Annotated in this window: 24 protein-coding genes and 1 riboswitch; of the genes, 14 read left to right on the top strand and 10 right to left on the bottom strand. The window is 57.9% G+C overall.

Features of this window, described 5'->3' with window-relative positions:
• Window positions 1-220: 220 nt before the first annotated feature.
• The gene (gene dnaG, locus F3I15_RS11770; protein WP_039380239.1) at window positions 221-1,966 is read right to left on the bottom strand and encodes a DNA primase; all 1,746 of its coding nucleotides are present in this window, start codon (window positions 1,964-1,966) and stop codon (window positions 221-223) included.
• A 119-nt stretch (window positions 1,967-2,085) separates the two neighbouring features.
• Window positions 2,086-2,301 carry a 30S ribosomal protein S21 gene (gene rpsU / locus F3I15_RS11765; protein ID WP_001144069.1) on the bottom strand — a complete coding sequence of 72 codons (216 nt, stop codon included), beginning with the start codon at window positions 2,299-2,301 and terminating at the stop codon, window positions 2,086-2,088.
• 280 nt (window positions 2,302-2,581) lie between these two features.
• Here rpsU and tsaD point away from each other — a divergent pair, with 280 nt between their 5' ends.
• Window positions 2,582-3,595: a tRNA (adenosine(37)-N6)-threonylcarbamoyltransferase complex transferase subunit TsaD gene (tsaD, locus tag F3I15_RS11760; RefSeq protein ID WP_150018036.1), complete on the top strand. Its 1,014-nt coding sequence runs from the start codon at window positions 2,582-2,584 to the stop codon at window positions 3,593-3,595.
• Between the two features lie 31 nt (window positions 3,596-3,626).
• Here tsaD and plsY read toward each other — a convergent pair whose 3' ends face one another.
• Entirely contained in the window at window positions 3,627-4,229 is a 603-nt protein-coding gene (gene plsY / locus F3I15_RS11755) for a glycerol-3-phosphate 1-O-acyltransferase PlsY (RefSeq protein ID WP_150018035.1), read from the bottom strand.
• 107 nt (window positions 4,230-4,336) lie between these two features.
• Here plsY and folB point away from each other — a divergent pair, with 107 nt between their 5' ends.
• Together folB and bacA are read left to right on the top strand one after the other, a co-directional pair.
• Window positions 4,337-4,696, top strand: coding sequence for a bifunctional dihydroneopterin aldolase/7,8-dihydroneopterin epimerase (gene folB, locus F3I15_RS11750; RefSeq protein WP_150018034.1), 360 nt, complete (start codon window positions 4,337-4,339; stop codon window positions 4,694-4,696).
• Between the two features lie 190 nt (window positions 4,697-4,886).
• A complete protein-coding gene (bacA, locus tag F3I15_RS11745; RefSeq protein ID WP_039380233.1) occupies window positions 4,887-5,705 on the top strand; it encodes an undecaprenyl-diphosphate phosphatase in 819 nt (272 codons plus the stop codon).
• Between the two features lie 18 nt (window positions 5,706-5,723).
• On the opposite strand, the gene F3I15_RS11740 is transcribed toward bacA, so the two are convergent.
• The gene (locus F3I15_RS11740) at window positions 5,724-6,956 is read right to left on the bottom strand and encodes a multifunctional CCA addition/repair protein (protein WP_150018033.1); all 1,233 of its coding nucleotides are present in this window, start codon (window positions 6,954-6,956) and stop codon (window positions 5,724-5,726) included.
• A 137-nt stretch (window positions 6,957-7,093) separates the two neighbouring features.
• Entirely contained in the window at window positions 7,094-7,717 is a 624-nt protein-coding gene (locus tag F3I15_RS11735) for a TIGR04211 family SH3 domain-containing protein (RefSeq protein WP_094110976.1), read from the bottom strand.
• A 204-nt stretch (window positions 7,718-7,921) separates the two neighbouring features.
• Here F3I15_RS11735 and F3I15_RS11730 point away from each other — a divergent pair, with 204 nt between their 5' ends.
• From F3I15_RS11730 to hldE, 3 genes are all read left to right on the top strand, one after another.
• Window positions 7,922-9,232 carry an inorganic triphosphatase gene (locus tag F3I15_RS11730; protein WP_150018032.1) on the top strand — a complete coding sequence of 437 codons (1,311 nt, stop codon included), beginning with the start codon at window positions 7,922-7,924 and terminating at the stop codon, window positions 9,230-9,232.
• 29 nt (window positions 9,233-9,261) lie between these two features.
• On the top strand, window positions 9,262-12,111 hold the full coding sequence (gene glnE, locus F3I15_RS11725; RefSeq protein WP_150018031.1) for a bifunctional [glutamate--ammonia ligase]-adenylyl-L-tyrosine phosphorylase/[glutamate--ammonia-ligase] adenylyltransferase: 2,850 nt from the start codon (window positions 9,262-9,264) through the stop codon (window positions 12,109-12,111).
• Window positions 12,112-12,192: 81 nt separating this feature from the next.
• On the top strand, window positions 12,193-13,617 hold the full coding sequence (hldE, locus tag F3I15_RS11720) for a bifunctional D-glycero-beta-D-manno-heptose-7-phosphate kinase/D-glycero-beta-D-manno-heptose 1-phosphate adenylyltransferase HldE (RefSeq protein WP_039380223.1): 1,425 nt from the start codon (window positions 12,193-12,195) through the stop codon (window positions 13,615-13,617).
• Window positions 13,618-13,656: 39 nt separating this feature from the next.
• Here the strand turns inward: hldE and F3I15_RS11715 are convergent, their stop codons facing one another.
• Entirely contained in the window at window positions 13,657-13,962 is a 306-nt protein-coding gene (locus tag F3I15_RS11715) for an accessory factor UbiK family protein (protein ID WP_034828368.1), read from the bottom strand.
• A 171-nt stretch (window positions 13,963-14,133) separates the two neighbouring features.
• A riboswitch (FMN riboswitch) is annotated at window positions 14,134-14,283 on the top strand.
• Between the two features lie 108 nt (window positions 14,284-14,391).
• Here F3I15_RS11715 and ribB point away from each other — a divergent pair.
• Window positions 14,392-15,048 (top strand): 3,4-dihydroxy-2-butanone-4-phosphate synthase, encoded by a 657-nt coding sequence (gene ribB, locus F3I15_RS11710; protein WP_150018030.1) that lies wholly within the window; start codon window positions 14,392-14,394, stop codon window positions 15,046-15,048.
• Window positions 15,049-15,087: 39 nt separating this feature from the next.
• Here the strand turns inward: ribB and zupT are convergent, their stop codons facing one another.
• On the bottom strand, window positions 15,088-15,855 hold the full coding sequence (zupT, locus tag F3I15_RS11705; protein WP_039380219.1) for a zinc transporter ZupT: 768 nt from the start codon (window positions 15,853-15,855) through the stop codon (window positions 15,088-15,090).
• Between the two features lie 196 nt (window positions 15,856-16,051).
• On the opposite strand from zupT, the gene ygiD reads away from it, so the two are divergent.
• Window positions 16,052-16,831 carry a 4,5-DOPA dioxygenase extradiol gene (gene ygiD / locus F3I15_RS11700; protein WP_190315021.1) on the top strand — a complete coding sequence of 260 codons (780 nt, stop codon included), beginning with the start codon at window positions 16,052-16,054 and terminating at the stop codon, window positions 16,829-16,831.
• A gap of 52 nt (window positions 16,832-16,883) precedes the next feature.
• Here the strand turns inward: ygiD and F3I15_RS11695 are convergent, their stop codons facing one another.
• The 3 genes from F3I15_RS11695 to tolC form a co-directional block, all read right to left on the bottom strand.
• Complete coding sequence (locus F3I15_RS11695) at window positions 16,884-18,047, bottom strand: glutathionylspermidine synthase family protein (protein ID WP_150018029.1); 1,164 nt, start codon at window positions 18,045-18,047, stop codon at window positions 16,884-16,886.
• A gap of 7 nt (window positions 18,048-18,054) precedes the next feature.
• Entirely contained in the window at window positions 18,055-18,729 is a 675-nt protein-coding gene (locus F3I15_RS11690; RefSeq protein ID WP_039380215.1) for a DUF1190 family protein, read from the bottom strand.
• Window positions 18,730-18,868: 139 nt separating this feature from the next.
• Entirely contained in the window at window positions 18,869-20,338 is a 1,470-nt protein-coding gene (gene tolC, locus F3I15_RS11685) for an outer membrane channel protein TolC (RefSeq protein WP_150018028.1), read from the bottom strand.
• Window positions 20,339-20,550: 212 nt separating this feature from the next.
• On the opposite strand from tolC, the gene nudF reads away from it, so the two are divergent.
• Genes nudF through F3I15_RS11655 form a run of 6 tightly spaced genes read left to right on the top strand, consistent with a single transcriptional unit; the run spans window position 20,551 to window position 25,933 of the window.
• Entirely contained in the window at window positions 20,551-21,186 is a 636-nt protein-coding gene (gene nudF / locus F3I15_RS11680; protein WP_150018027.1) for an ADP-ribose diphosphatase, read from the top strand.
• Entirely contained in the window at window positions 21,183-21,608 is a 426-nt protein-coding gene (locus tag F3I15_RS11675; protein ID WP_039380208.1) for a DUF1249 family protein, read from the top strand. The genes nudF and F3I15_RS11675 overlap by 4 nt, the downstream gene beginning before the upstream one ends.
• Before the next feature lie 42 nt (window positions 21,609-21,650).
• Window positions 21,651-22,478, top strand: coding sequence for a 3',5'-cyclic-AMP phosphodiesterase (gene cpdA / locus F3I15_RS11670; protein WP_150018026.1), 828 nt, complete (start codon window positions 21,651-21,653; stop codon window positions 22,476-22,478).
• A 3-nt stretch (window positions 22,479-22,481) separates the two neighbouring features.
• On the top strand, window positions 22,482-23,063 hold the full coding sequence (gene yqiA, locus F3I15_RS11665) for an esterase YqiA (RefSeq protein ID WP_039380202.1): 582 nt from the start codon (window positions 22,482-22,484) through the stop codon (window positions 23,061-23,063).
• A gap of 45 nt (window positions 23,064-23,108) precedes the next feature.
• Entirely contained in the window at window positions 23,109-25,004 is a 1,896-nt protein-coding gene (gene parE, locus F3I15_RS11660) for a DNA topoisomerase IV subunit B (protein ID WP_039380200.1), read from the top strand.
• A 29-nt stretch (window positions 25,005-25,033) separates the two neighbouring features.
• Window positions 25,034-25,933, top strand: a complete 900-nt coding sequence (locus F3I15_RS11655; protein ID WP_150018025.1) for a LysR substrate-binding domain-containing protein — start codon at window positions 25,034-25,036, stop codon at window positions 25,931-25,933.
• Window positions 25,934-25,944: the final 11 nt, after the last annotated feature.

Raw genomic sequence — 25,944 nt, 5'->3', positions numbered from 1 at the left:
ATTGGTGTCGGTCGGCAGCGAGCCAACTATAACAGTGAAGGCATTATGTTTTTGCCGCTGCCTTCAACGCGGCCAGGGCTGCAGCCCCTTTTAGTTCGGCACTTAAGCCGCTTGATATTCGGTCTGAAATCGTTGTGCTCCGGTTCCGCTTATATGGCGTGTAAACCGAAAGCCGCAGGCCAGAACGGGGAATACTCCGCCATTCTGGCCTGGCTAAATCTTATTTTTTCGCTAATGCCTGGCTTAATGCCCAGAATTCGCGCCGCTCAGCGGCACTGAGCCCTTCGGTACGCTCACGCGCAATCAGCGCTTCCAGGCGCTGCTCCAGCGCAGCATCATATATGCTTGCCAGCGAGTCCTGAAACACCGCTTCGGCTTCCTCATCCACTATCATGTGGTTCCAGGTGGCCAGTGTTTCAAGGGGCTGGCTAAAATTTGTCCCGCGATATAACTCTAGTAGCTGTCCGGTCGTCAGGCCAGGATTCTCTGTGCAGCGGCTGACCAGGTCAACAAACAGCGACAGGCCGGCAAGTTTTGACTGCGCCAGCCCGTCAAGCGTGGGCACAATCGTCGCAAACTGCGGATTCTGCACCAGCAGCGCAATCAGTACGCGCATTGTGGTGCGCTTCAGCGGCGGCGCGACGGGCGGCGTCGCGTTTTCTGCCGCCTTTGGCATCAGCTTGTCTAACTGGTTATCGTCCAGAATGCCGAGTTTATTACCCAGCGTCTGGCGCATATAGATCCGCAGCGTTTCGCCCGGGATCTGACTAATCAGCGGCAGAGCAAGCGTCGCCAGCTTGGTACGACCATCGCGGGTGCTCAAATCCACCTGTGGCATCAGGCTGTCAAACAGAAACACCGAGAGCGGCATCGCCTGCTCCATGCGTGCTTCAAACGCTTCTTTTCCCTCTTTACGCACCAGCGTATCGGGATCTTCGCCATCAGGCAGAAACATAAAGCGTAGCTGACGCCCGTCATTCATGTAGGGCAGGGCGGTTTCCAGCGCGCGCCAGGCGGCTTCGCGACCGGCCCGGTCGCCGTCATAACAGCAGATCACCGTGTCAGTCGAGCGGAACAGCAGCTGAATATGTTCAGCTGTGGTGGAGGTCCCCAGCGACGCCACGGCATAATCGATGCCGAACTGTGCCAGGGCGACCACATCCATATAGCCCTCCACCACCAGCAGGCGCGCCGGCTGAGGATGGTTTTTTTGTGCTTCATACAGGCCATAGAGCTGGCGGCCTTTATGGAAAATCGGTGTTTCCGGCGAGTTCAGATACTTAGGCGTATCGTTACCCAGCACGCGTCCGCCAAAGCCAATCACGCGACCACGCTTATCGCGGATCGGGAACATCACGCGATCGCGGAAGCGATCGTAGCTGCGGCCTTTATCGTTGGTGACCAGCATGCCCGCTTCCATCAGCGACTCGCGGTCTTCCTGCTGCTCTCCGAAACGCTTCAGCACGTTATCCCAGCCGGCGGGCGCATAGCCAATCGCAAAGTGATCGATCACCTGCTGGCTGAGCCCGCGCGAGCCTAAATAGCGCTGGGCCGCCTCCGCTCCCGGACTGCGGAAGCTTTGCTGATAGAAACCATCCAGTTTTTCCAGCAGCTGGTAAAGACTCTGACGCTGATGACGCTCAATCGGGCTGGGGCCGCTGCCTGTTTCGTACGGCACTTCAAGGCCGTGCTGGGTGGCGAGTTCCTCAACGCTTTCCACAAATTCCAGACGATCGTGATTCATCAGGAAGTCGATAGCGTTGCCTTTGGCACCACAGCCAAAGCAGTAGTAAAACTGCTTTTCACCGCTGACGGTAAAAGAGGGGGTTTTTTCGTTATGGAATGGACAGCACGCGTGATAGTTCTTACCCTGCTTTTTCAGCTTAACGCGGGCATCGATAAGATCCACGATATCCGTGCGGGCAAGTAAATCATTGATAAAAACGCGTGGAATTCGTCCAGCCATAAGCCCCGATTTTTTCAGCTCTTAAACGGCAACAAGCCGCGCTTCCTTTCGGAAAGCACGGCCTCTTACTTGACTCTGTCTGCGTTTAACACGCGGCGGAAGCGAACTTCCGAAAGAAATTAGTACAGACGAGTGCGGCGTGCGTTTTCGCGAGCCAGTTTCTTGGCGTGACGCTTAACTGCTGACGCTTTAGCGCGCTTACGCTCGGTCGTTGGTTTTTCATAAAACTCACGACGACGAACTTCAGCCAGAACGCCTGCTTTCTCGCAGGAACGCTTGAAGCGACGCAGTGCTACGTCGAATGGCTCGTTTTCACGTACTTTAATTACCGGCATGTAACTCTCACCTCGATAAAATTCGGTTTTTGCTGCTGACTGCGGCGTCAGCACATTTCAAAATGGTGCAGCATTTTACTCCAGCCGGGGCCGGCTTGTAAAGCACCATGGACAATTTAGAACCAACAGGAGCGTTTGCCTGTGCGGCTGCCGGTTTTTTCAGGCCGTGGAGTATAGCGCACTCTTTGTGCGGCAGAAAAACACTTTTTCCCGTCAAAGTAGTCCGGCGGCAGATTTGCCTGTGCTACACTGCGCGCCGCAAGAAGAGGGTAATAAAGCTATGCGAGTTCTGGGTATTGAAACGTCCTGCGATGAAACCGGCATCGCGATTTATGACGATGCGTCCGGTCTGCTGGCGAATCAGCTGTATAGCCAGGTGAAGCTGCATGCTGACTACGGCGGCGTGGTGCCGGAACTGGCATCGCGCGACCACGTGCGTAAAACGGTGCCGCTGATACAGGCCGCGCTGAAAGAGGCAAGCCTGCAGGCCAGCGATATCGATGCGGTCGCCTATACCGCCGGTCCGGGTCTGGTGGGTGCACTGCTGGTCGGCGCCACGATTGGCCGCGCGCTGGCGTTCGCCTGGAATGTGCCGGCGGTCCCGGTACATCATATGGAAGGCCATCTGCTGGCTCCGATGCTGGAGGAGAATCCGCCGGCGTTCCCGTTTGTCGCGCTGCTGGTCTCCGGCGGACATACGCAGCTTATCAGCGTCACCGGTATCGGCGAGTATACGCTGCTGGGCGAGTCAATCGACGATGCGGCGGGTGAGGCGTTTGATAAAACGGCCAAGCTGCTGGGTCTGGACTATCCGGGCGGCCCCATGCTGTCGCGCATGGCGCAGCAGGGTGTTGCGAACCGCTTCCGCTTCCCGCGTCCGATGACCGATCGCCCGGGCCTCGATTTCAGCTTTTCAGGGCTGAAAACCTTTGCGGCAAATACTATTCGCGAGCATGACGGCGACGAACAGGCGCGGGCCGATATCGCCCGCGCATTTGAAGATGCGGTGGTGGATACGCTGATGATCAAGTGCAAACGTGCGCTGGAGCAAACCGGCTTTACGCGGCTGGTGATCGCCGGTGGCGTCAGCGCTAACCGTACGCTGCGCGCGCGAATGGCAGAGATGATGAGTGCACGCGGCGGCGAGGTGTTTTATGCCCGGCCTGAATTCTGCACCGATAACGGCGCGATGATCGCCTATGCCGGCATGGTGCGTCTGAAGGGCGGCACACGGGGTGAACTCGGCGTCAGCGTTCGTCCGCGCTGGCCGCTGGCGGAACTGCCCGCTATCTGAAAATAAAAAACCGGCGCGCAGCCGGTTTTTTTTATTCTTTCTTTTTTTTCCGTTTCCAGACGCGATTTTCCTGTCCGCGCCAGAGCCGCTGAATATTGTCATGATGCCGCAGCAGGATCAGGCAGGAGAGCATGGAAACCGGAAACGTAAACTGCGGCTTGAACCACCAGACGTAGAACGGTGCGATCAGCGCGCTGACAATGGCGCCCAGCGAGGAGTAGCCGCTCAGCAGCACGGTCAGCAGCCACGTTCCGGTCATCAGGCCGGTAAGATCCCAGCCAATCGGCGCAATCGCGCCAAACGCCGTCGCCACCCCTTTGCCACCGCGAAAGCGGAAAAAGATCGGATAGATATGACCCAGGCAGGCAGCTATTGCGGTCAGGCCAAGATACATAGGCGTTACGTGCAGCATCCAGGCGATCCAGACCGGAACCATCCCTTTGGCCACATCAAATATCAGTACCGCCGCTGCCGACGCTTTGCCGCCGATGCGCAGGACATTTGTGGCGCCAGGATTACCGGAGCCTGAGGTACGCGGATCGGGCAAGCCTGCGAGTTTACAGACCAGAATCGCACTGGAAATCGAGCCGCAAAGATACGCGAAAATAATCATACCAAGCGCGATAGCACTCATAGCGTCGTACCGTTCCTTTTGGGTCGTTTTGTTGCCGGTAAGCGTGGATAATACGCATAATCCGCCGGAAGTGGTATCCGGCCTGGCCAAAAACAGAGAGTGACATCATGGATATCGTATTTATAGAACAACTCACCGTGTTCACCACCATTGGCGTATATGACTGGGAACAGGGGATGCAGCAGAAGCTGGTGCTCGATGTCGAAATGGCGTGGGACAACCGGCGTGCCGCGGCCAGCGACGATGTCAGCGACTGTCTGAGCTATGCCGATGTCACCGACGCTATCCTCGCGCATCTGCAGGGAAACCGGTTTGCTTTGGTTGAGCGCGTTGCGGAGGAAATCTGCGATCTGTTGATGAATCGTTTCAAAACGCCCGGTGTGCGTATCCGGGTAGGTAAGCCGGGTGCAGTAGCCCAGGCGGCGAGCGTTGGCGTGCGTATTGAGCGCGGGACAATTCCTAAATAAACCCCCTGTGATTGCCATCACAATGAAACCAAATCAAATTATGGTGTGTCTTAGCTGAGGCCGTTGCGTTAAGCGAAACGAAGTAGCAGAAAACCCTAAGGTTTTCTTCAGAACGACGCCGGCATAATTTCAGGCGGTAGCAGTTTGCGACCGCCTTTTTACTGTTTAAAACGGATAGGGGAAAATTTTGATGGCAGATATGCATCAGCTATGGGTCGCTGCGATCCTCGGGGTTGTCGAGGGGCTGACCGAGTTTCTGCCGGTCTCATCCACGGGCCATATGATTATTGTCGGGCACCTGCTGGGATTTGAGGGCGATAAAGCAGAGACGTTTGAAGTAGTGATTCAGCTCGGATCGATTCTGGCAGTGGTCGTGATGTTCTGGCGACGTCTGTTTGGCCTTATCGGTATCCATTTTGGTCAGGAGCGTCATGAAGGCACCGGCACCGGTAAGCTGACGCTGATCCACATCCTGCTCGGGATGATCCCGGCGGTGGTGATCGGTTTACTGCTGCACGATCAGATTAAAACGCTGTTTAATCCGATCAACGTCATGTATGCCCTGGTGGTGGGCGGTGTGCTGCTGCTGGCGGCGGAGTTCCTGAAGCCAAAACAGCCAAAAGCGGTCGGCGTGGATGACATCACCTATCGTCAGGCGTTTATGATTGGCTGCTTCCAGTGTCTGGCGCTGTGGCCGGGCTTTTCCCGCTCGGGTGCGACAATTTCGGGCGGTATGCTGATGGGCGTCAGCCGCTACGCAGCGTCGGAATTCTCTTTCATTCTCGCCGTGCCGATGATGATGGGCGCGACCGTGCTGGACCTCTACAAAAGCATGGGCTTCCTGACGATGCAGGATTTCCCGATGTTCGCAGTGGGCTTTATTACCGCGTTCATCGTGGCGCTGCTGGCCATCAAAGTTTTCCTTGAGCTGATCAAGCGTATCTCGTTTGTATCGTTCGCCATCTATCGCTTTATTGTTGCAGCAGCGGTTTACGCCGTGTTTATGTAACAGCGGCTGCGCGGCGGGTTATGCCGGCCGCGCACCAATCAGCGTCTCTTCAATAGCCGCAATCCGGCGCCTGCCCAGCTCTTCCCGCACCTCTGCTCCTTTAAAGCCTGCTGCAATCACCTGCTGCACCGGTACTGCCTGCGCGAGCGCAAACGCCTGACGCAGATAGTTACCCTGCGGATAGGGCATACTTTCGAGCGTAGCGCGTCCGCGCGCGTCCGCCTCACTGGTCAGCGCCATCTTTTCCACCCGCTCCGGCTTACGCCAGGCGTCGATGCGATCAAACAGCGCCACCAGCGCCGCCGCTGACTGCCGCTCAATGGTGTGCACGATGTCATGGAACTCTGTCACGATCAGCGCCAGATCGCGTACGTGATTAGGGACGCGCAGCCGCTGGCACAGGGCGGCGACAAGCGGGACACCCGCCGGGCCATGACCGTGATGCGACGGCCACTTCTCAGGAGGAGTCAGCGCCTTGCCCACATCGTGAAACAGCGTAGCGAAGCGCACGTCGAGCTCATCAGAGAGCGCGGCCGCCAGCGTCAGCGTCATCAGCGTATGCACACCGGTATCGATCTCAGGGTGCCACTTCGGCGGGGCAGGAATGCCGTACAGATTATCGATCTCCGGAAAGAGCACCTGCAGTGCGCCACAGTCGCGCAGTGCCTGAAAATAGACCTGCGGATTGCGCGTCAGCAGCGCGTTTTCCGTCTCTTTCCAGACGCGCTCTGCCGTCAGATGCGCCAGCTCGCCGCTGGCTGCCATCTCTGCCATCAGCGTCTGCGTTTCAGCGGCAATGCGAAAGCCAAGGTGGGCATAGCGGGCGGCAAACCGCGCCACGCGCAGCACGCGCAGCGGATCTTCACTGAACGCTGCCGAAACGTGACGCAGCGTGCGGCTGGCAAGATCGCGCTGGCCGTGGCAGGGATCGATCAGGCTGCCATCTTCCGCCTGCGCGATGGCGTTAATGGTCAGATCGCGCCGCTGCAGATCCTGCTCCAGCGTGACGTCAGGCGCAAAGTGCGTGATAAAGCCGGTGTAGCCGCTGCCCTGTTTGCGCTCGGTGCGCGCCAGCGCATACTCTTCACGGCTGTGCGGATGTAAAAAGACCGGAAAATCGCGGCCTACCTGCTGATAGTTCTGCGCCAGCATCTCATCAGGCGTGGCGCCAACCACCACCCAGTCACGATCTTTTACCGGCAGCTGCAGCAAGGCATCACGCACTGCACCACCGACCAGAAAGGTTTTCACTCAACAACTCCAGAGGTATTCAGATAACTGCGCGTCAGGCGCCTGTTTCGTAATTGTTGCATACTTTGGCGGAAAAGCGGGCATGCGAAAGGGGGCATCTGGCGATCCCCCCGGACAAACGGCTGGCGTACGGCAGATTAATTCATCCAGCGATCTTTCTTTTTACGGCGCGGCACCATATGTGGCAGCAACAGCCCCAGCAGCAGGCCAACGCCCAGCACGCCGCCCCCGTACATAAACCACTGCATGATAATAGTGCGCTGTTTGTCATCCAGCTGTACGTTGGCTGCGCTCACTTTTTTCTGCGCCACGATCAGCTCATTTTTGAGCTTCTGGTTTTCCTGTTTCAGACCATCAATCGTGCCGTCGCTGTTAGCGACTTTGTTCTGCATTTCTGACGTGCGCTGATTCCAGCTGTTGTCGATATTAGCCAGCTTATCAGTCAGATCTTTAACCTGCTGCTCCAGTTGCGGCACGCGGGTGCGCAGACTCGGGGTCGCGCTGAGCTGCGACAGCGGGATCCAGTTGGTTTTGCCTTCTGCATCGCGGATTTGCGCATACTGCGCATCGCTGTTGGTCTGCAGTACGGTAACTTCTTCCCCGGCGTTCAGCTTACCGACCAGGCGATACTGATCGCCCGGACCGCTGCGTACCCAGGTTGATAACTCATCGGAGATATAACGCTTTTCATCGGCAGCGTGAGCGGGGGTGATGGCGCTGAAAGCCAGCAAAGAAAGGGCGGCAAGTGTAATTTTTTTCATTCGATGTCGTGTTTTCTTGATGGGCGTAAATTTACCGGCACAGTCTGGAGTTGCCTCGCATAAATCTGAATGAGAACTATCCTGGTCTCAATCCGGCGCGAAAAGGGGCGTAAAAGCACAAGAAAGCCGAGACAGCGTGCTTGTGGTGCATTACTCTCGCCAGATTAACCGTATAAGTGCCAGCAGCGTAGTAAATAAAAAATTATGACCACTGAAATCGAATTAAAGTTCATTGCCACCCCGCAGGCTGCCGCCACCCTGGCAGAGACACTGGCCGCCTGGCCGCATCAGCATGAAGCCGCTCGCGAGCTGACGAATATCTATTATGAAACCGACGACAACCAGCTGCGCCGCTGGGATATGGGGCTGCGCATCCGGGGGGTGGACAAGCGTTATGAGATGACGCTTAAGGCAGCGGGTCAGACGCTGGGCGGTCTGCATCAGCGCCCGGAATACAACGTGGACATAACGGCGCCACAGCTTGATATCGCCCGGCTGCCGGCAGAGATCTGGCCGCAGGGTACCGACATTGCCACCCTGCAGCAGCGGCTGCAGCCGCTATTCAGCACGCATTTCCGGCGCGAAACCTGGACGGTAGAGGCAGGTAACAGCACCATTGAAATTGCTTTCGATCAGGGCAGCGTGGCGGCCGGTGAACTTAGCGAACCGCTGTGTGAAGTTGAGCTGGAGCTTAAACAGGGCACGCCTGCCGATCTGCTCAGACTCGCGCAGACGCTGGCAGCGGGCGGCGGACTTCGTCCCGGCAGCCTGAGCAAAGCCGCGCGTGGCTATCAGCTGGCGCAGGGCGACGCGCTGCGTCCGGTTCGGGCGCTGCCGCTGCTGAAAGTGACGCCAAAAGCGACAGTAGAGCAGGGGATGATTGCCGCGCTCAGCGCCGCGCTGGATCACTGGCAGTATCATGAAGAGGTCTGGCTGCGCGGCAATCCGGCTGCGCGACACGCCGTGCTGGAGGCGCTGGAAACGCTGCGTCAGGCGTTTTCGCTGTTTGGTGCGCTGGTGCCGCGTAAGGCTAACAGCGAGCTGCGCCAGAAGCTGACCCGCCTTGAGGAGCTGCTGCAGGATGAGGCCATCAGTGCGGAAACCCTCTGTTTCTCTGCCACCTCAGTCGAGGCGCAGATGGCGCTGACGTGCTGGCTGGCAGAAGCGCAGTGGCAGCCGTGGATCGACAGCAAAAACCAGATCAAGCTGCAGGGCTCTTATAAACGCTTTTGCGACATCATGCTAAGCCGCGTGGCAGCGGATCTGCGGGAAACCTTTACGGATGTAAAACTGGTCAGCGAGTTTCAGGACAAGGCCACGCGCCTGCAGCGGCAGCTGCTGGCTGTCTGCCTGCTGGCGGCGGCGTATCCGGCTGAAGAGGTATGCCAGTGGATGGCGGGATGGCAGGAGCTGCAGCTCGCTATCCGGGAAAAACAGCAGCACGGCCTGATTCAGCTCGCCAGGATGGCCATGCGCCAGCCGCCTTTCTGGCTGAGCAGCGGCGTCAGGCGTTAACGACACTATGTAAAATTCAGGGAGAGAGGATGCAGTTACCGTTACCTTCGCTGATGCAGGCGCAGCTGGCCGGCATCGCAGAACGCCTGCAGCTGTCGCTGCCGGCGCTGACGTCTGAACAGGCTGGCGCGCTGGCCTTTAGTGACTTTATCGCAGATAACCTGCAGCAGCAGCCAGCATGGTGGCTGCAACTGCAGCAGCAGCCTCCTCAGCCTGATGAATGGCAGCACTATGCCCTGTGGCTGCGGCAGGCGCTGCAGCATGCGGATAGCGAGGCCGCGCTGATGCGTGAGCTGCGCCTGTTCCGCCGGCATATGCTGGTGCGTATCGCCTGGATGCAGGCGCTGCAGCACGCCACCACCGAACAGAGCCTGACGCAGCTTAGTGTACTGGCAGAAAGCCTGATCGCTGCCGCCCGCGATCGCGTGTGGCAGGATTGCTGTCGCGATTTCGGCACGCCCTGCAACGAGGCGGGCGAGCCGCAGCCGCTGCTGATCCTCGGCATGGGCAAGCTGGGTGGCGGAGAACTCAACTTCTCCTCTGATATCGATCTGATTTTTGCCTGGCCGGAGAGCGGCGTCACGCGCGGCGGACGACGCGAGCTGGATAACGCGCAGTTTTTTACCCGCATGGGGCAACGCCTGATAAAAGTGCTGGATCAGCCTGGCGTCGATGGTTTTGTTTACCGCGTGGATATGCGACTGCGCCCGTTCGGCGATAGCGGTCCGCTGGTGATGAGCTTTGCGGCGCTGGAAGATTACTATCAGGAGCAGGGGCGTGACTGGGAGCGCTACGCCATGGTCAAAGCGCGTTTGATGGGCGACGATCGCGGCGAGTGGAGCCAGGCATTGCAGCAGATGCTGCGGCCGTTTGTCTATCGCCGCTATATCGATTTCAGCGTGATTCAGTCGCTGCGTAACATGAAAGGGATGATCGCGCGTGAAGTGCGCCGCCGCGGCCTGAAAGATAATATCAAGCTGGGCGCCGGCGGTATCCGCGAAATCGAATTTATTGTGCAGGTGTTTCAGCTGATTCGCGGTGGACGTGAGCGCTCACTTCAGTCGCGCTCACTGCTGCCGGTACTGCAGGCCATTGGTGAGCTGGAGCTGCTGCGTCCGCAGCAGGTCAGTCAGCTGCATGACGCCTACCTTTTTTTACGCCGGCTGGAGAATCTGCTGCAGAGCATCAATGATGAGCAGACGCAGACGCTGCCGCAGGATGCGCTCAACCGGGCGCGTCTGGCGTGGGCGATGAACTGCGCCGACTGGGAAGCGCTGACGGCACAGCTGACGGCGCACATGGCCGCCGTACGCGCGGTGTTTGATGAGCTGATTGGCGACGATGCGCCGGACGTTGATGACCAGCCGGAACTGGCGGAATTTGCGGCACTCTGGCAGGACACGCTGGAGGAGCATGAGCTGACGCCGGTGGTGCCGCAGCTGAATGAAACGCAGCGGCAGCGCTTTTTTTACGTGCTTAATGACTTCCGGCAGGATGCCAGCCGGCGCACAATCGGGCCGCGTGGCCGGCTGGCGCTCGACCAGCTGATGCCGCGCCTGCTGGGGGAGATCGCTTCGCGTGAGGATGCTGACAGCGTACTGGAGCGCCTGACGCCGCTGCTGCTGGGGGTGCTGACGCGCAGCACCTATCTCGAGCTGCTGACCGAGTATCACGGCGCGCTGCGTCACCTGATCCGCCTCTGTGCCGCCTCACCAATGATTGCCAGCCAGCTGGCGCGCTATCCGCTGCTGCTGGATGAGCTGCTCGACCCCGCCACGCTGTATCAGCCCACTGCCACTGACGCCTACCGTGACGAACTGCGGCAATATCTGCTGCGTATTCCGGCAGAGGATGAAGAGCAGCAGCTGGAGGCGGTGCGCCAGTTCAAACAGGCGCAGCTCTTGCGTATTGCCGCAGCAGATATCGCCGGAACGCTGCCGGTCATGAAAGTAAGCGATCACTTAACCTGGCTGGCAGAGGCGATGATTGAGTCGGTGGTGCAGCAGGCCTGGCAGATGATGGTACAGCGCTATGGGCGGCCATCACATCTGACGCGTGACGATGAGCGCGGCTTTGCCGTGGTCGGCTATGGCAAGCTGGGGGGCTGGGAGCTTGGCTACAGCTCCGATCTCGATCTGGTGTTTCTGCATGATTGTCCGGAGAGTGCAGAGACCGACGGTGAACGCGTCATCGACGGACGGCAGTTTTATCTGCGTCTGGCGCAGCGCATCATGCATCTTTTCAGCACCCGCACCGCCTCCGGTATTTTGTATGAGGTGGATGCGCGCCTGCGTCCTTCTGGCTCAGCAGGCATGCTGGTCAGCACCTTCGACGCCTTTGAAGCGTATCAGCGTAATGATGCCTGGACCTGGGAGCATCAGGCGCTGGTGCGTGCGCGTATTGTCTTTGGTGAGCCGGCGCTGATGGCGCGTTTTACGCAGATCCGCCACGCTATTCTCAGCCTGCCCCGTGCGACAGCACCGCTGCGGAATGAGGTACGTGAAATGCGCGAGAAGATGCGTGCGCACCTGAGCAACAAACATAAAGGGCGCTGGGAGATAAAAACAGATGCAGGCGGTATTACCGATATTGAATTCATTGCCCAGTATCTGGTCTTAGCGTCAGCGGCGGATCGGCCGGCCCTGACGCGCTGGTCAGATAACGTGCGCATTTTTGCTCTGATGGCGGAGCACGATATTATGCCTGGCCAGGAAGCGCAGGCGCTGACGCATGCTTACGTCACGCTGCGTGATGCGCTGCATCATCTGGCCCTGCAGGCGCTGCCGGGTCACGTGGCACCGGATCGTTTTGCCCGCGAGCGCGGCATTGTCAACGCCAGCTGGCAGCGCTGGCTGGGCACGGTTGAGCCAGACAGTTGAGGCGTGCGGCGGCATCTTACCCTGCGGCGGGTATATGGTATTATCCGCGCAATATTTTGAGCGTAGTCTGGAGTCTCTGAAATGAAAGTAACACTGCCCGCGTTTGGCAAGGCCACCGTACTGGTTGTTGGCGATGTGATGTTAGACCGCTACTGGTATGGCCCGACCAGCCGCATTTCACCCGAGGCGCCGGTGCCGGTCGTCAAAGTGGATACCATTGAGGAGCGTCCGGGCGGCGCGGCCAACGTGGCAATGAACATTGCCGCGCTGGGTGCCGCATCGCGTCTGATTGGGCTGACCGGTGAGGATGATGCCGCGCAGGTACTGAGCCGCACGCTGGAGCAGGTTAACGTCAGCTGTGACTTTGTGGCGCTGAAGACGCATCCCACCATCACCAAGCTGCGCGTGCTGTCGCGCAACCAGCAGCTGATCCGGCTGGACTTTGAAGAGGGTTTTGATCAGGTCGATCCGCAGCCCATCCACGATCGTATGCGTCAGTCGCTGTCACAGGCTGGCGCGCTGGTGCTGTCAGACTACGCTAAAGGCGCACTGAGCAGCGTCCAGACCATGATCGGGCTGGCCCGCGAAGCGGGTGTACCGGTACTGATCGACCCCAAGGGCACCGACTTTGAGCGCTATCGCGGTGCAACCCTGCTGACGCCAAACCTGTCTGAATTTGAAGCCGTTGCCGGCAAATGTAAAACCGAAGCGGACATTGTCAGCCGGGGAATGCAGCTGATTGCTGACTATGCGCTCTCAGCGCTGCTGGTGACCCGTTCTGAAAACGGCATGACCCTGCTGCAGCCGGGTAAAGCGCCCCTGCATATGCCGACGCAGGCGCAGGAAGTCTATGACGTGACCGGCGCCGGCGATACGGTCATCGGCGTTCTGGCCGCGGTTCTCGCGGCGGGTGACACGCTGGAAAACGCCTGTTTCCTTGCCAACGCGGCGGCAGGCGTGGTGGTAGGCAAGCTGGGAACCTCCACCGTCAGTACGGTGGAGCTGGAGAACGCTATTCATGCACGTCCCGAAAGCGGCTTTGGCGTGATGACGGAGAGCGAGCTGAAAACCGCCGTGGCTCAGGCGCGTCAGCGCGGCGAGAAAGTGGTGATGACCAACGGCGTGTTTGACATCCTGCATGCAGGACACGTCTCTTATCTCGCCAATGCCCGCAAGCTGGGCGATCGGCTGATTGTGGCGGTGAACAGCGACGCGTCAACCCGACGACTCAAAGGCGAAACCCGGCCGGTTAATCCGCAGGAGAACCGGATGATCGTGCTGAGCGCACTCGAAGCGGTAGACTGGGTTGTGCTGTTTGAAGAAGATACGCCGCAGCGTCTGATTGCCGATGTGCTGCCGGATTTGCTGGTGAAAGGCGGAGATTACAAGCCGGAAGAGATCGCAGGCAGCAAAGAAGTGTGGGCCAACGGCGGTGACGTACGCGTGCTTAACTTCGAAGATGGCATCTCCACCACCAACATCATTAAAACGATCCGCAGTCACTGAGCAGACAGCCGGGGGCAGCAGCCACCCGGCTGATAATATTTACTGTGGCGTATCGATTTTACCGGCCGGATCGGGCGTCACCACTGCTGGCGCCGGTGCCGCCGGGCTTTCACTCTCCAGTTTCGCCAGACGCTGCTCCAGGGCTGCCAGCTTTTCGCGGGTGCGCAGCAGGACCTGAGTCTGGACATCAAACTCTTCACGGTTAACCAGATCCATACGGGTCAGCTGCGCCTGCAGAACCTGCCGGATTTTCTTCTCCACGTCGTCGCCAAAGTCGCGGATGCCTTTCGGCATCGCTTCATGGACCTGGCGCGCCAGTTGTTCAATTTTTTTTGTGTCGATCATGGTTATTTCCTGATTGCGGTGGCTGTGAGCAGCACGTTTTCCGACGGTACAAGAAGTAAGTGTAATGCCAGAACCAAAAAGGTTAAACCCGAAATCCGCAACGCATGATGTGCAAAAGCAATTGCACTTTTGTCGATTGCCCGTCCCGGTGAATAACGCTATAGTGATTTTGCTTATTCTCAGGGCGGGGCGAAATTCCCCACCGGCGGTAAATCAGCTTCTGCTGAAAGCCCGCGAGCGCTTTTGCTACCGAGCAAAAGGACAGCAGATCCGGTGTGATTCCGGGGCCGACGGTTAAAGTCCGGATGGGAGAGGGTAACGACATCAGCCGGGTTTATGCCCGCGTTACGTTTTTGCCATGTGTATTTTTCACGCACTCCTAAGCTCGCCCTGGTTCTGGTAACTCATAATATTTTAAGGTTAATTACCATGAATCAGACGCTTCTTTCTGAATTTGGCACGCCGGAACAGCGTGTAGAACGTGCACTTGACGCACTGCGCAACGGTCGCGGTGTAATGGTTCTTGACGATGAAAATCGCGAGAACGAAGGCGACATGATTTTTGCCGCAGAGACCATGACCACAGAGCAGATGGCGCTGACTATCCGCCACGGCAGCGGTATTGTCTGCCTCTGCATCAATGAGGCCCGCCGCCAGCAGCTCGATCTGCCGATGATGGTAGAGAACAACACCAGCTCTTACGGCACCGGATTTACCGTTACGATCGAAGCCGCAGCGGGGGTGACCACCGGCGTCTCTGCAGCGGACCGCATCACCACTATCCGCGCCGCGATTGCTGATAACGCTAAACCAGCTGACCTGCACCGTCCGGGACACGTTTTCCCGCTGCGCGCGCGCGAAGGTGGCGTACTGACGCGCGGCGGTCATACCGAGGCCACGCTCGATCTGGTCACGCTTGCGGGTTTCAAACCGGCTGGCGTTCTGTGCGAGCTGACTAACGACGATGGCAGCATGGCGCGCGCCCCTGAAGCGATCGCGTTTGCGCAGCAGCATGATATGCCCGTGGTGACCATTGAAGATCTGGTGGCTTACCGCCGCCAGCGTGAAACCCGTCAGGCCAGCTAAGGCTGGCATACAAAAGCAGACCAGCCGGAGGGCGGGAAATCAGCCCGCGCCGGCGGTCTGCAGCAGCGTCAGACTCAGCCCCATCACCGTCATCCCACACAGCACGCCATAGCTCGGGTTATTGTGCGGATCGATTTCGCGCGCCAGCGGCATCAGTTCATCCACCGAAAGTGCGACCATAATCCCTGCGACCGCGGCCATAATGGCGGCAATCACTACCGGCGACAGCGCCGGACCGAGCAGCAGAAAGGCAATGACGCCGCCCAGGATCTCCGCCATACCGGAAATACAGGCCCAGAACAGCGCTTTAGCTTTGGAACCGGTCGCCGCGTACATCGGCCCGGCAACCGCCAGTCCTTCAGGAATATTGTGAATGGCCACGGCTAAAGCGATGCCCAGCCCCAGCTCCATATCGCTGCTGGCGGTAACAAAGGTGGCAACCCCTTCAGGAAAATTGTGCAGGCTGATGCCCAGCGTCAGCAGCACAGCGGTTCGCTTCAGGTTAACCGGACGACCCTGAGTCGCCATCAGATCCTGCGGATGCTGATGCGGCAGCAGGCGATCCATCGCGAAATAGCCGATCAGACCGAGCATAAACATACCGTATCCCAGCATCGGTGACATTCCCGCAGTATGCAGCGCCGCTGGCAGCATCTCCATCAGCGAAATCAGTAGCATAATGCCGGCGGCGAAGCCGAGCGCAAAGGCGAGCAGGCGGTTTGATGGTTTTTGACCGAGAATGCCAAACAGGGCGCCAATAAAGGTGGCACCACCGGCCAGAATAGTGAGCAGTAAAGGCACCGACATAACAAGCTCCACGATGATAATGATTACCAGTTACATTATAATTAACCTTATAAAATATCGAGTTATTAAGCGTAAAGTTATGTCGTCTGCACTTGTTCAAATTTGCTGACAGACATTATCACGCATCTCCGCGTTTAAGTGGCCAGGCAAGCGCGTATTGTGGCGCTCATGAAAGCAACAGCGATGAGGTGTGAAAATGCGTGATGGCCGTATGCCTGCTCTGTTTCTGGGTCATGGCAGCCCGATGAACGTGCTGGAAGAGAACCGTTATACCCGGGTATGGCAGCAGCTGGGCAGAGATCTGCCGCGCCCGCGCGCTATCCTCGCTATTTCCGCGCACTGGTACACGCGCGGAACGCGCGTCACAGCCATGGAACAGCCGCGCACTATTCACGATTTCGGCGGATTTCCGCAGGCGCTGTTTGACGTGCGTTACCCGGCACCCGGATCGCCTGCGCTGGCGCAGCGCGTAACGGAGCTGCTGCCGGCGGCAGAAAAAGATGAGAGCTGGGGGTTCGATCACGGCTCGTGGGGCCTGCTGGCTAAAATCTATCCTGAGGCGGATATTCCGCTGGTGCAGCTCAGCGTGGACAGTACCCGGCCCGCCGCATGGCATTTTGAGGCCGGACGTAAACTGGCTGCGCTGCGCGATGAGGGGATCCTGCTGGTGGCGAGCGGCAACGTGGTGCATAACCTGCGCAAGCTGCAGTGGCAGGGGAGTGCGCCGGCGTATCCGTGGGCCGAAGCGTTTAACCAGTATGTGCGCGATAACCTGCACAGCGACGCGCCGGCAGCCGATCATCCGCTGGTTAACTATCAGCAGCATCCGGGCGCGGCGCTTTCGCATCCGACGGCTGAACACTATCTGCCGCTGCTCTATATTCTGGGCGCACGCGCAGCGGGTGAGGCGGTCAGCGTGCCGGTTGAGGGCATGGAGATGGGCGCCATCAGTATGCTGTCAGCGCAGGTGGGATAACGGCCCGCGTTGTCGCAGGCCGGAAAGGGGCGCACCGGAACGCGCCACCAGGTTAGCCGATAAAAGTATGCGGATAGAAGCGCGACAGATCCTGGGTGATCAGCGCCCGATCTTCGCGTAAGCCAATCCCCGCCGGCTGATCGTCTATCAGCCAGCTGCCAATCAGCGTATAGCTGTCGCCAAATCGGGGCAGCGCGCAGAACTGCTGGATAATCATGCCCTCTTCGCCATAGGGACCGTCAGCGCGCGCAATTTCGTTGCCGTTTTCAATAATACGGATATTGGCACCCTCACGGGAAAACAGCGGCTTCACCACATATTTATCCATCTGCGGCGCCTGGCTGTCATCAGCAAACCAGGCGGGCAGCAGATTGGGATGATCCGGGAACATCTCCCACAGTAGCGGCAGCAGGGCTTTATTGGAGAGAATGCTTTTCCAGGCGGGTTCCAGCCAGCGTACGCCGGCATCGGCCAGCTTGGTCGAGAACACCTCGCGCAGCATGAACTCCCAGGGGTAGAGCTTGAACAGGTTGCTGATGACGCGATCGTGCTGGTCGGTAAACTGGCCTTTTTCGCCCAGTCCAATCTCGTCGATATAGAGAAACTCGCCGGGAAGCCCCGCTTCTGTGGCGCAATCCTGCAGATACTGTACCGTCGCGCGATCCTCTTCCGTATCACGGCAGCAGGCAAAGTGCAGCCAGTTAAAGCCGTGCTGCTGCTGCAGGACCGCAAACCGCTCAATCAGCTTCTCCTGCAGGCTGTTGAACTGATCGCTGCCCGCCGGCAGGTTGCCCGCTTTAAGCTGATCTTCGAGCCAGATCCACTGAAAAAAAGCGGCTTCATAGAGTGACGTCGGCGTGTCGGCATTGTTTTCCAGCAGCTTGATCTCACCGCTGCCATCCCACACCAGATCCAGACGGGAATAGAGCGAAGGCTGACGCTGAGCCCAGGATTCGCGGACAAACTCCCAGGTGTGTTTCGGAATACAGAAGCGGGTCAGCAGCGCATCGCTGTTAACCACTTTTTCCACCGCCTGCAGGCACATCTGATGCAGCTCTGCCGTAACGGTTTCCAGCGTCTCCACCTGTGCCAGCGTGAACTGATAATAGGCCTCTTCACACCAGTAAGGCTCACCATACATCGTGTGAAACTGAAAGCCATATTCAGTGGCTTTTGCGCGCCAGTCCGGGCGTTCGCTGATAGCAATACGTTGCATACGGCGCTTAGCCTCCCAGCGAGCGACTGCTGGTGCCGCTGGCGCTGCTGCGCTGCATACTGTTTTGCTTCGCGACCGTCTCACCAAAGCCACCGCGGGTAATGGTTGAGGTCGTGGCCGGTTTAGGCGCCATCGCGGTTTTAGGCACGTTCATGGTGCGGCCAGAGGTCGCTGAGCCATAGTTTTTACCGGCGGCGTCTACGAACTGTCCGTTAGCCGGGCTGGCAGGCGTTTTAGGGGAAAACAGCGGCTGCTGAGCAAAACCGGCGCCGCCGCCCATCATACGTCCCATCATGTAGCCCGCCATCAGCGGCATCCAGAAGCCGCCGCTGTGCTGTGCTTCGGCATTGTTTGCAGTGGTGCCCGCACCCGCCTGAGCCGGTGCCTGCTGGCACTGATTTTCGCCAAATTCCGCCACGCAATCTTCGCGTGAGGCATATTTAGGCGCGGTGCGCTCCGCCTCTTTCAGCGCATTGTTATAAGCGGCTTTACACTGACCGCTCTGATCCGGATTGGCTTTCGCACAGTCGTCAGCATTCTGATAGAGCGAAACTGTTTCATCGCTCTGTTCACAGCCTGCCAGCATAAATACTGCGGTGACCGCCAGCGCGACGGGCGTAAGATGACGTGCCTGCCAGCCTTTACGAAAAGCGGCATGACGGATATTTTTTGTCCGTTTCATAATGATTATCCTGTACCCAGAGTTGCAGTCAGGATAGGTGATGCGAGGGGGGATTTAAAGCGCGAAGCCTGACAGGGCGCGGATCTTTACGTAGCTATACGTTCAAATGCGAAAGGGGCCGCAGGGGCCCCTTTCACTGTCAGCGGCTGAATGGATTGCCGCTGTTGCGCGCTGCCGGCTGAGCAGACGCCGCCGGAGCGGACGCTGCCGCCTGCGGTACGCTGTCGGCCTGTGCAGTCTGCTGGCTGTTTTCCGGCGCGACGACTTCAGGTGAGGTCGTCACCTCTTTGCCCAGCGCGCTGTTCAGCTGCTGCAGGTCCTGTTCATTGAGGGTGCCCAGCGCATATTTGATATTCAGCTGGTTAATCAGATAGCTGTAACGCGCGTTAGAGAGCTGCTGCTTAGCGTTAAACAGCGTAGTGGTCGCGTCCAGTACATCAACAATCGTACGGGTACCCACCTGATAGCCCGCTTCAGAGGCGTCGAGTGAGCTTTGCGCAGAGATCACCGCCTGTTTGTACGCGTCGATGCTGCTGATTGACGCATTCACGTTGTTAAATGAGGAGCGCACGGTCTGCACCGCGCTGCGATGCGCGCCTTCCAGCTGTTCGCTGGCGGCGACAAAGTTGTACTGCGCCTGTTTCACCTGCGAGGTCACTGAACCGCCGCTGTAGAGCGGTAATGAGAAGCTCAGGCCCACCTGATTTGAACCCGAGATTGAGTCGTTGTTGGTAATGCTCTGGTTCGCCCGGCTGCCGCTATATTTATTGTTAGACAGACCGGTCGACGCCGTCAGATCCAGCGTAGGCATATGGCCCGATTCAGCATAGCGGATCTGCTCACGTGCCAGATCCTGGCTCAGGCGCGCAGAGAGCAGGTTAAGGTTGCGGCTCTCAGCCTGCTTCAGCAGGCTGGCGACCGCATCAGGCCGGGCTGTTTTAAAGCGGTCAATGCTCAGGGATGCCAGGGAGAGGTAGTCCATCCCGGTGATCTGACGCAGCGATTCAACCGCATTATCCAGCGTGTTTCGTGCCGTTACTTCGTTCGCCAGCACGCTGTCATACTGCGCGCGGGCGTTCTGGACATCGGTAATCGCCACCAGGCCAACATTAAAGCGCTGCGTGGTTTGATCCAGCTCGCGATAAATGGATTGTTTCTGCGCTTCGGTATAGGAGAGCGTATCAATCGCATTCAGCACGTTGAAATAGGCGGTAGCGGTATTGAGGATCAAATCCTGCTGCGCAACCTGGTAGGTGACATCCTGAATGCCGGCAGTTTTTTCCTGCAGCGTCAGGCTACGCCACTTTGACATATCAAAAATCGTCTGCGTTAATTGCAGCGAGGCGCTTTTAGTGGTGGTGTTCAGGCCGCTGCTATCACGATAGCCGTTGTTATAGGTGTAATCTGCACCCAGGCCCAGTTGCGGCAGTAACGGGCTGCGCGCTTCGTTGATCTTTTCAAACGCAGCGTCGCGATCGGCGGCAGAGGCACGCAGATCGGGATTGCTCAGGCGCGCCTGCTGATAAACCTGCAGCAGGTTTTCTGCCTGGCTGGCAAGGCTGAATCCGCCCAGGCTCAGTCCAATAAAAAATGGGAGCAGTTTTTTCATTTGCATTCCTTTTGTTGCAGCCTGTGACGCGAAAAGTGCTGCTGCTAAGCCAAAAAATAATCGCCGATTTTACAGAGGCGCTGTCAGAGATAGGTTGGCTGAACGTGCCTTCTTTCCCTAATTTACGTAAATAATTCAGAAAGAACCACTCGGATGGAGCACAAGGGTTGGCTTTTCGATGCTCTATCCCAATCTGCATAAGGAACCAGACGATGGCGGGCGAAAAAAAATCCCCTGTGACTTTCACAAAAAACGATGTAGAAATTATTGCACGCGATACCCGTTATGACGGTTTTTTTTCCATCGTCAGCTATCGCTTTCGCCATCGCCTTTTTAATGGCGGAATGAGTGGTGAAGTGGTGCGTGAAGTTTTCGAGCGCGGACACGCCGCCGTGCTGCTACCCTATGATCCCCTGCGCGACGAAGTCGTCTTAATCGAACAGATCCGCATACCGGCTCTTGATTCCAGCGCCACACCCTGGCTGCTGGAGATGGTGGCAGGTATCATTGAGCCCGGAGAAACGCCGGAAGAGGTCGTACGACGCGAAGCACAGGAAGAAGCGGGCCTGAATGTCGGGCGCGTGAAACCGGTTATCAGTTATTTAGCCAGCCCCGGCGGCACCTCTGAACGGTTGTCGGTGCTGGTGGGTGAAGTGGATGCCAGCCTGGCAGAAGGGAACCATGGGCTGGAGGATGAGAATGAGGATATTCTCGTACATGTGGTGAGCCGCGAACAGGCTTATCGCTGGGTGGAAGAGGGGATTATTGATAACGCAGCTTCTGTCATTGCGCTGCAATGGCTGGCGTTGCACCATGAAACACTACGACGTGAGTGGAAGGTAAAATGAAACAGCGCTATACCCCTGATTTTCCCGAAATGATGCGCCTGTGCGAAACGAACTTCGCACAGCTGCGTCGCCTGCTGCCGCGCAGTGATGAAGCAGGCGCCTCGGTGCTCTATCAGGTCAACGGCGCCCGTTATCAGCTGACGATTGAAGAATCAACGCGTTATACCACGCTGGTTGAAATCCGGCAGGTGGCGCCGGCGGTAAGCTACTGGAGCCTGCCCGCGATGTCAGTGCGGCTCTATCATGATGCGATGGTCGCTGAAGTGTGTTCCACACAGCAGATCTATCGCTTTAAAGCACGCTATGATTATCCCAATAAAAAATTGCATCAGCGTGATGAAAAACATCAGATTAACCAGTTTCTGGCTGACTGGCTGCGCTACTGCCTGGCGCACGGTGCTCTGGCCGTGCCTGTTTGCTAAACGCGTCTGACGCATTGATGGCGTGGAGATTAAGGAAACGCTTTGGATAGCCTGCTCACATTTCCTGCGGCACCAGGATCCGCAATCCGGATCCTGCAGATCACTGATACCCATCTCTTCGCGGGGAAGCACCAATCTTTGCTGGGGGTTAACACCTGGGCGAGCTTCGATGCGGTGCTGGATGCCATCGCGGCACAGCAGCACGAATATGATCTGATTATCGCGACCGGCGATCTGGCGCAGGATCATACCGTGGAAGCGTACCAGCATTTTGTTGCCGGTATTGCCCGTCTGCAAAAGCCATGCGTCTGGCTGCCCGGTAATCACGATTTCCAGCCAGCCATGGTAAACACCCTTGCGGAAGCAGGAATAGCGGCAGATAAACACGTTCTGCTGGGGGAGCAGTGGCAGCTGCTGCTGCTCGATAGCCAGGTCTCTGGCGTGCCACACGGCATGCTGAGCGACTATCAGCTGGAGTGGCTGGCAGCGTCACTCACGCGGTTTCCTGAGCGGCACTCGCTCATCCTGCTGCACCATCATCCGGTGCCTTCCGGCTGTACCTGGCTCGATCAGCATAGCCTGCGTAATCCGCACCAGCTGGAAGCGGTGTTACAGGCTTTTCCGCAGGCGCAGCATCTGGTGTGTGGCCACATTCATCAGGAGCTCGATCTTCACTGGCAGGGGCGCCGGGTTCTGGCCTCGCCTTCTACCTGCGTCCAGTTCAAACCGCACTGCACCAGCTTCACCATTGACACGCTGGCCCCCGGCTGGCGCTGGCTGACATTAGCGGCAGATGGCTCACTGGAGACAGAAGTGAATCGTCTGCAGAGCGATATGTTCCGGCCGGACCTTGACTCAGATGGGTACTGATTGATGGCCACGCTGCTCTATCTGCACGGATTTAATAGCTCGCCGCAGTCAGCCAAAGCGACGCAGCTGCAGGCGTGGTGCGCCGCAGCGCAGCCGCATATAAATGTTCTGGTGCCTCAGCTGCCCGCTTTTCCGGAGGAGGCCGCCAGCCTGCTGGAAGAGTTAGTGATGCAGCATACCGGCGAACCGCTGGGGCTGGTTGGCTCATCGCTGGGCGGCTATTTCGCGACCTGGCTGTCGCAATGTTTTATGCTGCCAGCGGTGGTGGTGAATCCGGCGGTACGCCCGTTTGAGCTGCTGACGGATTATCTGGGCGAGAACCGTAATCCCTACACCGGCCAGCAATATGTGTTAGAGTCACGCCATATTTACGATCTGAAAGTGATGCAGATTGACCCGCTTGATGCGCCCGATCTGCTCTGGCTATTGCAGCAGACCGGCGATGAGATCCTCGACTATCGCCAGGCACTGAATTACTACAGCGCATGCCGGCAGACGGTTGAAGCGGGCGGCAATCACGCCTTTATCGGATTTGAACGCCATTTTACGCAGATAGTAGATTTTCTGGGTTTATCCCTCTCCTAAGCTGCGTCATGGGCTCCTTTTCCTCTTGTTCATCAGACAAATACAATGAGCCAATCAAACTATAATGCTGACGCAATTGAGGTCCTGACCGGCCTTGAGCCTGTGCGTCGCCGCCCGGGTATGTATACCGATACCACCCGGCCAAATCATCTGGGTCAGGAAGTTATCGATAACAGCGTCGATGAAGCGCTGGCGGGCCATGCCAGCCGGGTCGAGGTGATCCTGCACGCCGATCAGTCACTGGAAGTGATCGACGACGGACGCGGTATGCCGGTGGATATCCATCCGGAAGAGGGCGTACCGGCCGTTGAACTGATCCTGTGCCGGCTGCACGCAGGCGGTAAATTCTCCGGTAAAAACTATCAGTTTTCCGGTGGCCTGCACGGTGTGGGCATCTCGGTTGTCAACGCGCTCTCCACGCGAGTGGAAGTGACCGTACGGCGTAATGGTGAAGTGTATCGTATCGCTTTTGAGCATGGCGAAAAGGTTGAAGACCTGAAAGTGATAGGTACGGTCGCCAAACGTAACACGGGCACCAGCGTGCATTTCTGGCCTGACGTCAGTTTCTTCGACAGCCCGCGCTTTTCCGTATCGCGCCTGAAACATTTGCTCAAAGCGAAAGCGGTACTCTGTCCCGGCGTAGAAATTGTCTTTAAAGACAAAGTGAATAACAGCGAGCAGACCTGGCTCTATCAGGATGGTCTGACCGATTATCTGAGTGAGGCGGTCAACGGGCTGCCCACGCTGCCGGAAACGCCGTTTACAGGCAGCTTTGCCGGCGACGTGGAAGCGGTAGACTGGGCGCTGCTGTGGTTACCGGAAGGGGGCGAGCTGCTGACGGAAAGCTACGTTAACCTGATCCCGACTATGCAGGGCGGAACGCACGTAAACGGTCTGCGCCAGGGACTGCTGGATGCCATGCGCGAATTCTGTGAATACCGCAATATTTTACCGCGCGGCGTTAAGCTGTCAGCGGAAGATATCTGGGATCGCTGCGCCTACGTATTATCAGTAAAAATGCAGGATCCGCAGTTTGCCGGTCAGACCAAAGAGCGTCTCTCCTCGCGCCAGTGCGCGGCCTTTGTGTCGGCGGTGGTGAAAGATGCGTTCAGCCTGTGGCTGAATCAGAACGTGCAGGCGGCAGAAATGCTGGCTGAGCTGGCGATCTCCAGCGCCCAGCGCCGTATGCGCGCGGCAAAAAAAGTAGTGCGTAAAAAACTCACCAGCGGGCCGGCGCTGCCGGGCAAGCTGGCAGACTGCACCGCCCAGGATCTGAATAAAACCGAGCTGTTCCTGGTAGAGGGTGACTCAGCGGGCGGTTCGGCTAAGCAGGCGCGCGATCGCGAATACCAGGCGATTATGCCGCTGAAGGGAAAGATCCTGAATACCTGGGAAGTCTCTTCTGATGAGGTGCTGGCGTCGCAGGAGGTGCATGATATTTCCGTGGCGATTGGTATCGACCCGGATAGCGAAGATCTGAGCCAGCTGCGCTACGGCAAAATCTGTATTCTGGCGGATGCGGACTCCGATGGTCTGCACATCGCCACGCTGCTGTGCGCGCTGTTTGTGAAGCACTTCCGTTCACTGGTGCAGCAGGGACACGTCTATGTTGCGATGCCGCCGCTCTATCGTATCGATCTCGGTAAAGAGGTCTATTATGCGCTGGATGAAGATGAAAAAGAGGGCGTGCTGGAGCAGCTGAAGCGGAAAAAAGGCAAGCCGAACGTACAGCGTTTTAAAGGGCTGGGTGAAATGAACCCGCTGCAGCTGCGCGAAACCACGCTCGATCCGAATACCCGGCGTCTGGTACAGCTGACCATTGCCGATGAGGATATTGAGCAGACTCTGCGCGTAATGGATATGCTGCTGGCGAAGAAGCGCTCCGAAGATCGCCGCAACTGGCTGCAGGAGAAAGGCGATCTCGCCGATCTTGACGTTTAATGACGGCAGCGCGCGCTGAGGATAACACGGTGAAAATTACTCTCGAAGAGCTGCGCGCCTGGGTGGCGGTGGTCGACAGCGGTTCAATCACCGCCGCTGCAGAACAGCTGGAGCAGACCACCTCCGGTATCAGCCGCGCGCTCAGCCGGCTGGAGAGTAAGTTACAGACCACGCTGATGCACCGCACCACGCGCCGCCTGGCGCTGACCGATGAGGGCGCGGTTTTTCTTGAGCACGCCCGCCAGATCCTCACCTCCGTTGAGCGGGCCGAAGAGCAGATAGCCCGCCGCCGTGAGACGCCTGCCGGGCGACTGCGCATTAACGCCAATACCCCCTTTATGCTGCACGTCATCGTGCCGCTGCTGGCGGAGTTCCGGCAACGCTATCCGCAAATTGAACTTGAACTCAACACAGATGATATCGTTATCGATCTGCTGGAACAGCAAACGGATATTGCTATTCGCATTGGCGAACTGCGCGACTCGACGCTGCGCGCCAGAGTGTTAGGCAGCAGCGCGACGCGACTGGTAGCCAGTCCGGACTATCTGGCAAAACATGGCATACCCGATAGCGTAGCCGCGCTGAGCCAGCACCAGCTGATCGGGTTCAGCCAGCTGGATACCCATAACATCTGGCCCGTCTGGCAGCAGGAGGGGGAGTTTCTGCGTATTAAACCGACCCTGACCGCCTCCAGCGGCGAAACGCTGCGCCAGCTCGCCCTGCAGGGGCTGGGTATTGTCAGACTCTCTGATTTTGTCAGCCGGGAAGATCGCGAACAGGGGCGGCTGATTGATGTGCTGGCGAGCGAAACCCGGGAGCTACGTTTGCCGGTGCACGCCGTCTACTATCGCAACCAGACGCTGAGTTCGCGCGTCACCTGCTTTCTCGATTTCCTGCAGGAGAAAATCCAGCGTCAGCAGCTGATTTAAGCATTCGGGCG

It is taken from the genome of Pantoea sp. M_9 (genome assembly GCF_008631385.1).
Taxonomy (GTDB): domain Bacteria; phylum Pseudomonadota; class Gammaproteobacteria; order Enterobacterales; family Enterobacteriaceae; genus Pantoea; species Pantoea eucrina.
Note: the sequence above shows the minus strand (reverse complement) of the source record. Positions and strands in the feature narration are given on the sequence as shown.